This window comes from Comamonas sp. B-9 (assembly GCF_000410635.1).
Classification (GTDB): domain Bacteria; phylum Pseudomonadota; class Gammaproteobacteria; order Burkholderiales; family Burkholderiaceae_C; genus Comamonas.
The window spans coordinates 1-9,257 of the sequence record NZ_APCR01000391.1 but is presented as its reverse complement, the minus strand read 5'-3'; the positions used below and the strand labels follow the sequence as shown (position 1 = coordinate 9,257).

Genomic DNA, 9,257 nt, shown 5'->3' with positions numbered 1-9,257 from the left:
CTGCTGCGCGTGGCCCCGGCCAAGGACAGCAGCGCAGGCGCAGAAGGCGCCTCGGAGCGCCGCTACAGCGCGCTGCCGCTGCGCCCCAGCAGCCGGCCGCTGAGCGGGGGCGAGCGCATCTTCTCGCTGGGCAACCCGCTCGATGTGGGCTTTGCGATCACCGAGGGCACCTACAACGGCCTGGTGCAGCGCAGTTTCTACCCGCGTATCTTCTTTGGCGGCACCTTGAACCCGGGCATGAGCGGTGGCCCGGCCATCGACACCCAGGGCCGTGTGGTCGGCGTCAATGTGGCCAAGCAGCTGGGCGCCGAGCAGCTGAGCTTTCTGGTGCCGGTGGAGTTTGTCGAGCAGCTGCTCGCCCAGGGCCGCGAGGCCGCCCCGGTCAAGGGCGCCATGCATGCCGAAGTCACGCGCCAGCTGATGGCGCACCAAAAGGACCTGGTCGACCGGGTGCTGAGCGGCAGCAGCCGCACAGAGCGCTATGGCCCCTACCGCGTGCCCGTGCCGTCCGAGACGCTGGCGCGCTGCTGGGGTGACGGCCGCGAGCGGCGCAGCGAATCGCTGTTTGATTTTGAGCGCAGCCAATGCCGCATCGACAGCGAAGTCTTCACCGGCGACGGCGATGTCGGCGGCCTGGGCATGCGCTACGAGGCCTATGACGCGCCGCGCCTGAGCCCCTGGCAGTTTGCGCACACCTATGGCGCCAGCTTTGCCAATGAGCCCATGCGCAAGCGCGGCAACCGCGTGCGCACCGGCTATGAATGCCGCGAGGATTTTGTCGCGGGAGACGCCAAGCTGCCGCTGCGCGCCGTCGTCTGCATGGCCGCCTACCGCAAGTTCAGCGGCCTCTATGACCTGACCGTGCTGGCCGTCTCGGTGGACCAGCCGCGCCAGGGCGTGCTCGGCCGCCTCAACGTCAGTGCCGTGAGTTTTGACAATGCCCAGCGCCTGGCCCGCCAGTACCTGCAAGGCTTCTCCAGCGAGGCCGCCCAATGAGCCAGCACGATTACCCCGAATTGACCGACATCGCCCCCGACCACGAAGAAGCCAGCACCCAGGCACCACCCCTGGCGCAGGAGCCCGAAGGCGCGGTGCTGGAGCTGGTTGAGCGCGGCCACCGCCTGGCCATGGCCCTGCCGGTGTATGCCTGGCCCTGCACGATTGGCCGCGCCGCCACCAATGACCTGGTGCTGACCGACCCCAGCATCGGCCCCAGCCATGTGCGCCTGCACCAACCCAATGCGGGGCAATACGAGGTCGAGGTACTCGATAGCACCAATGGCGTCTGGCACGGCCGGCGCCACTACAGCGCAGGCGAGCGCTTTGTCTGGCAGCCCGGCCAGCGCCTGACCCTGGGCCGGGGCGTGCAGCTGAACCTGCGCAGCACCGCCCTGCCGCTGCCCACCACCCAGCGCTGGCGCCCGTTCTCGCGCGCCCAAGGGCTGCTGACGGCCATGGCCCTGGTGCTGCTGGTGCTGCTGTCGGCCTGGACCACCTGGCTGGGTGCCACCGAAACCGGGGCCCTCGCCCGCCAGCTGCCTGCCATCCTGCTGTGGATGCTGGGCGGCCTGCTGGTCTGGACCCTGGGCTGGTCGATGATGGGCAAGCTGTTCACCGGGGTGACGGGCTTTTGGCGCCATGTCTGCATCGCCTCGGTCGGCATGGTCGCCATGGCCTTGCTCGATGTGCTGCTGTCGGTGACGGGCTTTGCGCTGTCCTGGCCGCTGCTCAGCCGCTTTGCCAGCCTGGCGTCCTTCAGCTTGATGGCCGTGGTCATCTGGTTCCACCTGCGCGCGGCCACCCTGGTGTCGGCCCGCACCTTGGCGCTGGCCGTTGGCGGCCTGCTAGTGCTGGGCGTGGGCGCCAAGCTGGGCCTGCAGTGGCAGACGCAAAAGCGCCTGGGCGACAACCTTTACATGTCCACCATGCTGCCGCCGGAGTGGCGCTGGGCGCCCACCACCTCGGTGGACCAGTTCATGCAAGGCACTGACAACATGCGCGAGCAGCTGCAAAACCGCAGCCAGCTGGAAAAGGACGACGACGAGGAAGGCGACGACAGCGGTCTCGATTGAGCATGGGATGCGGCGGGGCAAGCCGCAGCCCTTGACTGACAAACCGGCGGCGGCCCGCTAGCATCGAGGGACTCGACCTGATTCCCGAAGGACCAAGATGCAGTACCGCCAGCTGGGCGCCAGCCCCCTCCAAGTCTCCGCCCTGTGCCTGGGCACGATGATGTTCGCCGACCAGACCGACCTCCAGGAGGCGGCCGCCATCGTGGCCGATGCGCGCGCCCAGGGCGTCAACTTCATCGACACCGCCGATATCTACAGCAAGGGCGAGTCCGAGCGCATGGTCGGCCAGCTGCTGCAAGGCCAGCGCGATGACTGGGTGCTGGCCACCAAGCTGGGCAACGCCATGGGCAGCGGGCCCAACCAAGGCTATTACTCGCGCGCCTGGATGCTGCGCGAGGTCGAGGCCAGCCTGCGCCGCCTGCAGACCGACCGCATCGACATTCTCTACCTGCACCGCGACCGCGCCGGCCTGCAGTTGCATGAGCCGCTGTATGCCCTCAAGCAGCTGATCGACAGCGGCAAGATCCTGTACTGGGGCCTGTCCAACTTTCGCGGCTGGCGCATTGTCGAGGCGGTCTACACCGCGCGCGAGATCGGCCTGCCGCCGCCCGTCGTCTGCCAGCCCTACTACAACCTGCTCAACCGCATGCCTGAGACCGACATCCTGCCCGCCTGCGCGCAGTTCGGCATCGGCGTTGTGCCGTTCAGCCCCATTGCACGCGGCGTTCTCAGCGGCAAGTACCAGCCCGGCATGGAGCCGCCCAAGGACAGCCGCGCCGGCCGCCAGGATGCCCGCATCCTGCAGACCGAGTTCCGCCCTGAATCCCTCGTGATCGCCCAGCAGGTGCAGCAGCACGCCGAGCAGCAAGGCATCAGCGCCGCGCAGTTCGCCACCGCCTGGGTGCTGGCCCACAACGCCATCAGCGCGGTCATCGCCGGCCCGCGCACCTTGAAGCAATGGCAGGACTACCAGCCCGCGCTGAACTACCAGATCACCGTGGACGATGAGCGCCTGGTCAACGGTCTGGTCAGCCCCGGCCACCCCTCGACGCCCGGGTATAACGATCCGGCGCATCTGTGGCCACAAGGGCGGCTGGTTTAAAGGCAGCTACACGGCGGCAGCCCAAGCCAGCCCATAAGGCAGCTGCGCAGGGCCAAACAAAAAATGCAGCACGCGCCGACGGCTGCTGCCGCTCGCTTTGGACGAGGCGTGCAGCAGCAAGGGCCGCATCACCAGCGCGGCGCCTTGGGCAGCCGGGCATGCGAGCTCTCCCCGTTCATCACGCAGCTGCAGAGCAGCTGCGCTGTCGATGACGCCCATGGCGTGCGAGCCCGGCACCACGCGCAAGGGGCCGTCATCGGGACCGCAGTCCTCCAGATGCACACGCACCGCCACCAGCTGCTCCAGCACCTGCGGGGGGGCCTGTACAAAATGGGTCGCGTCCTTGAGCGCCCAGCCCTTGAGCGCGGGGTGTTCCAGCTTGCGCTGCACGGGTATCGCCAGATCCTGGTGCAGCGCCACCAGCCAGTTGGTGTCGCGCGACTTTTCGAAATAGGTGCATTGCACCGCCAGATGGCCCTGAGGAATCAGATCGGCCAATGCCTGGGCTGCACGCAACTGCCCGGCCATGCGCTCACACCATGGCAGAGTCAGCAGATGGCGTGCGCCGGGCCCCTGCCCTGTGCGCCCTTGCAGGTCGGCCAGCACCGATGCGCAACCATCGGCAGGCAGCACACCGGGAACCAACGCAAAGCCGTCACGCGCAAAGGCATCTGCCAGCATGCGCTCAGTCCAATCCCCGCACCAGCGATATCGCCTCGTCCACCCGGTCCACCGCGTGGATGGTGATGCCCTCGATGGGCTTTTTGGGCGCATTGGCCTTGGGCACGACGGCGACGCTAAAGCCCAGCTTGGCGGCTTCCTTCAGGCGCTCCTGGCCGCGTGGGGCGGGGCGCACTTCACCGGCCAGGCCCACCTCGCCAAAGGTGATAAAGCCCTTGGGCAGCGCCTTGCCGCGCAGGCTGCTGGTGATGGACAGCATGACAGCCAGGTCAGCGGCTGGCTCGCCGATGCGCACGCCGCCCACGGCATTGACGAACACGTCCTGGTCAGCGCAGGCCACGCCGGCATGGCGGTTGAGCACGGCCAGCAGCATGGCCAGGCGGTCGCGGTCCAGGCCCACCGACAGGCGGCGCGGGCTGGGGCCGCCATCATCGACCAGCGCCTGGATCTCGACCAGGAGCGGGCGCGAGCCTTCCAGGGTGACGAGCACGCAGCTGCCAGGCACCGGCTCGCTGTGCTGGCTCAGAAAGATCGCGCTGGGGTTGTTCACGCCCTTGAGGCCTTTTTCCGTCATCGCGAAGACGCCAATCTCGTTGACGGCGCCAAAGCGGTTCTTGATGGCGCGCACCAGGCGAAAGCTGCTGTGCGTGTCGCCTTCAAAGTACAGCACGGTATCGACCATGTGCTCGAGCACGCGCGGGCCGGCCAGCGCGCCCTCCTTGGTCACATGGCCGACCAGCACCACCGCAATGCCGGTGCTCTTGGCCATGCGCGTCAGGTGGGCCGCGCATTCGCGCACCTGGGCCACCGAGCCGGGGGCCGAGCTCAGCTGGTCCGAGTACATGGTCTGGATCGAGTCGATGACGACAATGGCCGGCTGCGTGCTCTCGCAGGTGGCCAGGATCTTCTCCAGCTGGATCTCGCTCAGCACATTGACCTGGCTGTTGTCCAGCCCCAGCCGGCGCGAGCGCAGTGCCACCTGCGCGCCGCTTTCCTCACCGGTCACATACAGCGCGGGCAGCCCCTGGTGCTGCAGTGCATCCACCGCCTGCAGCAGCAAGGTCGATTTGCCGATGCCCGGGTCCCCGCCGATCAGCACCACCCCGCCTTCGACAATGCCGCCGCCCAGCACCCGGTCCAGCTCGGCAATGCCGCTGGGCGTGCGGGCCACTTCGGTGGCCTCGATGGCGGCCAGCGGCGTGACGGCCTGGGCCTGGCCGGCGTAGCCGGTGCGGCCGGTCTGGCTCAGGCGGTTCTTGCCGCCGCCTGCGGCCTCGGCCGTGCTCTCCACCAAGGTGTTCCAGGCATTGCAAGCGGGGCATTTGCCCAGCCAGCGCGGGCTGGTGCCGCCGCATTCGCTGCAGATGTAAACGGATTTTTCTTTGGCCATGGGGTGGACGTTTCGGAACAGACACCCATGGTAACGGCGAGCGCAGCACATGGCCGGCAAATCGATTAGCATCCCCAGGCGATGCGGCAGGCGCCATGCGCTGGCACCGCCGCCAACCCCCATCCAAGGAGCCCCATGAGCCAAGACCTGACCCTGTACTACGCCCCCGGAACCTGCGCGCAGGCCGTGCTGATTGCCTTGCATGAGGCGGGCGCTGCCTTTGATGCCCAGCGCCTGAACATGGCCGAAGGGGCGCAGCGCACGCCGGCCTACCTGTCCATCAACCCCAAGGGCCGCGTGCCCGCCTTGGTCACCCCGCAAGGCGTGCTGACCGAGACGGCCGCGCTGCTGCTGTATGTGGCGCAAACCCACCCCGACAAACAACTGGCGCCGCTGGACGACCCGTTCCAACTTGCCCGTCTGCAGGAGTTCAACAGCTACCTGGCATCGACCGTGCACATCAGCCATGCCCACCGCCCACGCGCTGCGCGCTGGGCCGACGACGAGGCGGCCCAGAAAGCCATGCAGGCCAAGGTGCCGCAGAACATGCGCGATGCCTTTGCGCTGATCGAGCAGCACTACCTGGGCGATAAGACCTGGGTGATGGGCGAGCAGTACACGGTGGCCGACGGCTACCTGTTCACGATGGCCGGCTGGCTCAAGAGCGATGGCGTGGATATCAACGAGTTTCCGCGCGTGGCCGCCCATTACGCCCGCGTGGGCGCGCGCCCTGCGGTGCAGGCAGCGCTGGCCCAGGCCTGAGACATTGAACAGGTTCTCAAGGCTGGTACTCAGCCGGGTCCAGGTGCTCGGCCGGCGGTGGTGGCGGCCGGGATACCCCTGCCACCGGCTCCCAGCCTGAGCCGTTCCAGTCATGCATGGCCGCTTCGCGCTGGTAGAAGCGGGCCAGCAGTTGGGCCCCTGCGGTGCTGCAGGCCTGGCGAACAATGCCGGCGCTGTAGACCGCCTCGTAGGCCAGGGGGGGCGGTATCTTGCCCACCACCTGCAGCTCGGCAGAACGCGGCAGCTCGCTGCGCAGCAGCAGGCCCAGCTCCGCATCGCCCCGCGCCACCAGCTGGGCCACCTGCGGGCCAAACACCTTGATGCTCTTGGGCAGAGCCTGGGCAGTCAAATCCAGCTCACGAAACAGCTTTTGCTCGATAAAGTCGCTGCCATCGGCCGACGGGTAGGCGATGCTGCGCATCGCCTCCAGCATCTTCTTGGCGTCTTCCGTGTCCTGGAGCTCGGGCACGGGGCGGCCGGCCTGCACGATGGCAATCAGCGGTGAACGCGCCACATCGTAGAGGCGCCCCGGCCGCACCAGGCCCTGGGCCTGCAACAGCTGCAACACCGCGCGCGGCGCCAGTACCAGATCGACGCAACCCGCCTGCTGCAGGTACTGGGCCAGCGCCTGCGCCACCGCAGGCGACGCGCCGTAGCCGGGCTCGGCGCGGATCTGGGTGGGGATCATCAGCTGCCCGGCCAGTGCCCGGTGCACAGGCACAAAGCCTTCGGTCATCAGCAGCTGCACCGGCAGGCTGGCCTGGTCCAGCGCGGGTTCCGCATCGGGCTGCGGCGGCTCGGAGGCGCAGCCCAGCAGCGCCGCAGCGGCACAGCTGAGCAGGAAGGAGCGGCGAAGAGGCATCAGGCGCATGCAGGCATTATCAGACAGCGGCGCCTTGGCCCTCTCACCCGCCCGTCAATTGGCCACGTTCAGCAGACGCCAGTCGATGTAGTTGTCCGCGCGGGTCGGGATGCTGACCTTCTTGCTGGTCGCCCAGGGGGTGATCAGGTTGAACAGCGGGATATGCGAGATGGCCTTGTGCTCGTTGAGCAGCACCTTCTCGATCAGCTGGTTGCGCAGCTTGAGGTCCGTTTCGGTCTTGACGCGCTCGATCATGGCATCTTGCTGCGGGTCGGAGAAGCGGCCCAGGTTGAAGTTGCCATCACCACTGCCGCCGGGCGAGCGCAGCAGCGCCTGCAGGCTGTAGTAGGCGTCAAACGTGGGCACCGACCAGCCCAGCAGGTAGACACTGGCTTCGTAGCGCTGGATCATCGGGAAGTAGGTCGCGAACGGGTAGGTGCGCAGTTTGGCCTTGATGCCCACCTTGGCCCACTGGGCACTGATGGCCTGGCACAGCTGCTCGTCGCTGGGGTAGCGGCCGGCCGGGCAGGAGAACTCGAACTCAAAGCCATCGGGGTAGCCCGCCTGGGCCAGCAGCTTCTTGGCGCCTTCCGCATCAAAGGCCAGGCGCTGGTCGGCCTGCTTGGTCCAGCCATTCACATGGTGGGCAATCAGGGTGCCGGTGGGCTGGGCCAGGCCGCGCATCACCACGCGCTGGATGGTGCCCATGTCAATCGACTGGTAGAGCGCCTGGCGCACGCGCACATCCTTGAAGGGGTTCTTGCCCTTGACGCTGGACTGAGGCAGCTCGTCGCGGTACTGGTCCATGCCCAGGAACAGGGTGCGGTCAGCCGCGGATTCGAGCACCTGCAGGTTGGGCGCCTGCTTGATGCGCTGCAGGTCGTTCATGCTCGGGTCGATGATGAAATCCACCTCGCCCGACAGCAGCGCGGCCGTGCGCGTGGCATCCGACTTGATGGGCGTGTAGACCGCCTGCGTGATGTTGCTGGGGTACTGGGTCTTGCCCCACCACTGCGGGTTGCGCTTGAGCACCAGGCGCGAATCCTGCGACCAGCTGTCGAGCACATAGGGGCCGGTACCCAGCGCATGGCGGTGGGCATAGTTCTCGTCCTTGGCCTTGATGTCCTTGGGCACCTCGGACTGGTGCTGCACCGCCCAGGGCTTGCTCATGATGCGCAGCTCGGTCAGCTGGTTGACCAGCACCGGGTTGGGCACGTCGGAGAAGATATCCAGCGTGCGGGCATTGACCACCTCGATGCGGTCGATGCCCTGGGTGTAGACGACAAAGCCGGAGCTCTTGGCCTTGGCGCGCTCCAGCGAGAACTTGACGTCATCGGGGGTCAGCGGCGAGCCATCGCTGAAGGTCACGCCTTCGCGCAAGGTGATGCGCAGCTGCTTGGGGTTGATGCGCTCCCACTTGGTGGCCAGCGAAGGCTCGGGCTTTTGCGTCTGGCTGTTGTACTCGACCAGCGCCTCATACACCGCGCGGTGCACGGAGTTGTTGACCCCAACATTCTGCGCATGGATATCCCAGGACGACAGGTCGGCCGATCGGGTCCAGCGGAAGTTCGATGCCTGGGCAGAAAATGCCATGCCGGCCACTGCGCCGGCGATGGCCAGGGTGCAGACGCTGCGCGCCCAGCCGTTGCGGCCTTGCAGATAAGTGGTGGGTTGCATCACAAATTCCTTCATTCCATGCAAAAAATCAAAACGCCGCACTATGGCAGTGCAGCCCGGCCGCGCCAACGATTTATTCGTTGTATCGATATGGGCCTGGCGCAGTGCAGATTCTGCTAGCGGCGGGCGGGCAGGCCAGTGTAACGGCCCCGCCAAAAACCGGATGCAGCCTAGGCCGAGGCGCGCCAGGCCAGCGCGACAGCACCCGCAGCACTGTCCAGATCCCAGAGCGCGATGCCGGCATTCCAGCCCTTTTGCCGCTGATCGGCTTCAGCCAGTGCCAGCCCGGCGCATTTGAGCTGGGCTTCCAGCCGCGCCCATTGCCGCGCAAAACCACGCTGCCAGGCCATCCCCCGCAAGCCAGCCAGCGCAGCGGCGGCATCGGGCTCCAGGTAGAGGGCAGCCACCGCCGGCCAGCCAGCGGCATCGATATCCGTGTGCTCATCACCGGGCGGGCCTTGCACATCGATACCGACAGTGCCGCCTTGCGTGCAGGCCCAGACCGCCAGCGCATCGGCATAGCTGATGGACAGTTGCCACCCTGGCAGCACCTGCCCGTTGCGCAGCAACTGCGGCGCCTGGCCGGCCCGGCGCTGCACGGCCAGTTGCGCTGGCTCGCAGCCCAGCTGTGGCGCCAAGGCCTGGCAGATCGCCAGGTAGACGGCCTCGCGCATGCTCTCGCGCGGCAGC

At 67.3% G+C, this 9,257-nt stretch carries 8 protein-coding genes and 1 pseudogene; 4 read left to right on the top strand and 5 right to left on the bottom strand.

Annotation, left to right across the window (positions count from 1 at the left end; genetic code table 11):
- From H928_RS26060 to H928_RS0104100, 3 genes are all read left to right on the top strand, one after another.
- Window positions 1-996, top strand: a 996-nt coding sequence (locus H928_RS26060) for a trypsin-like peptidase domain-containing protein (RefSeq protein WP_021025379.1), incomplete at its 5' end; no start/stop codon positions are given.
- On the top strand, window positions 993-2,072 hold the full coding sequence (locus H928_RS0104105; protein WP_021025378.1) for an FHA domain-containing protein: 1,080 nt from the start codon (window positions 993-995) through the stop codon (window positions 2,070-2,072). The genes H928_RS26060 and H928_RS0104105, both read left to right, overlap by 4 nt.
- A 97-nt stretch (window positions 2,073-2,169) precedes the next feature.
- On the top strand, window positions 2,170-3,174 hold the full coding sequence (locus H928_RS0104100) for an aldo/keto reductase (protein ID WP_021025377.1): 1,005 nt from the start codon (window positions 2,170-2,172) through the stop codon (window positions 3,172-3,174).
- Between the two features lie 6 nt (window positions 3,175-3,180).
- Here H928_RS0104100 and H928_RS0104095 read toward each other — a convergent pair whose 3' ends face one another.
- Both H928_RS0104095 and radA read right to left on the bottom strand, forming a co-directional pair.
- The gene (locus H928_RS0104095) at window positions 3,181-3,855 is read right to left on the bottom strand and encodes a phytanoyl-CoA dioxygenase family protein (protein ID WP_021025376.1); all 675 of its coding nucleotides are present in this window, start codon (window positions 3,853-3,855) and stop codon (window positions 3,181-3,183) included.
- A 4-nt stretch (window positions 3,856-3,859) separates the two neighbouring features.
- Window positions 3,860-5,245, bottom strand: coding sequence for a DNA repair protein RadA (gene radA, locus H928_RS0104090; protein ID WP_021025375.1), 1,386 nt, complete (start codon window positions 5,243-5,245; stop codon window positions 3,860-3,862).
- 135 nt (window positions 5,246-5,380) lie between these two features.
- On the opposite strand from radA, the gene H928_RS0104085 reads away from it, so the two are divergent.
- On the top strand, window positions 5,381-6,007 hold the full coding sequence (locus H928_RS0104085; RefSeq protein WP_021025374.1) for a glutathione S-transferase family protein: 627 nt from the start codon (window positions 5,381-5,383) through the stop codon (window positions 6,005-6,007).
- 16 nt (window positions 6,008-6,023) lie between these two features.
- Here H928_RS0104085 and H928_RS0104080 read toward each other — a convergent pair whose 3' ends face one another.
- The 3 genes and pseudogenes from H928_RS0104080 to H928_RS32045 form a co-directional block, all read right to left on the bottom strand.
- On the bottom strand, window positions 6,024-6,890 hold the full coding sequence (locus H928_RS0104080; RefSeq protein ID WP_158400464.1) for a substrate-binding domain-containing protein: 867 nt from the start codon (window positions 6,888-6,890) through the stop codon (window positions 6,024-6,026).
- Window positions 6,891-6,944: 54 nt separating this feature from the next.
- Entirely contained in the window at window positions 6,945-8,567 is a 1,623-nt protein-coding gene (locus H928_RS0104075; RefSeq protein ID WP_084635682.1) for an ABC transporter substrate-binding protein, read from the bottom strand.
- A 170-nt stretch (window positions 8,568-8,737) separates the two neighbouring features.
- A pseudogene (locus H928_RS32045) lies at window positions 8,738-9,257 on the bottom strand (hypothetical protein); the annotation flags it as partial.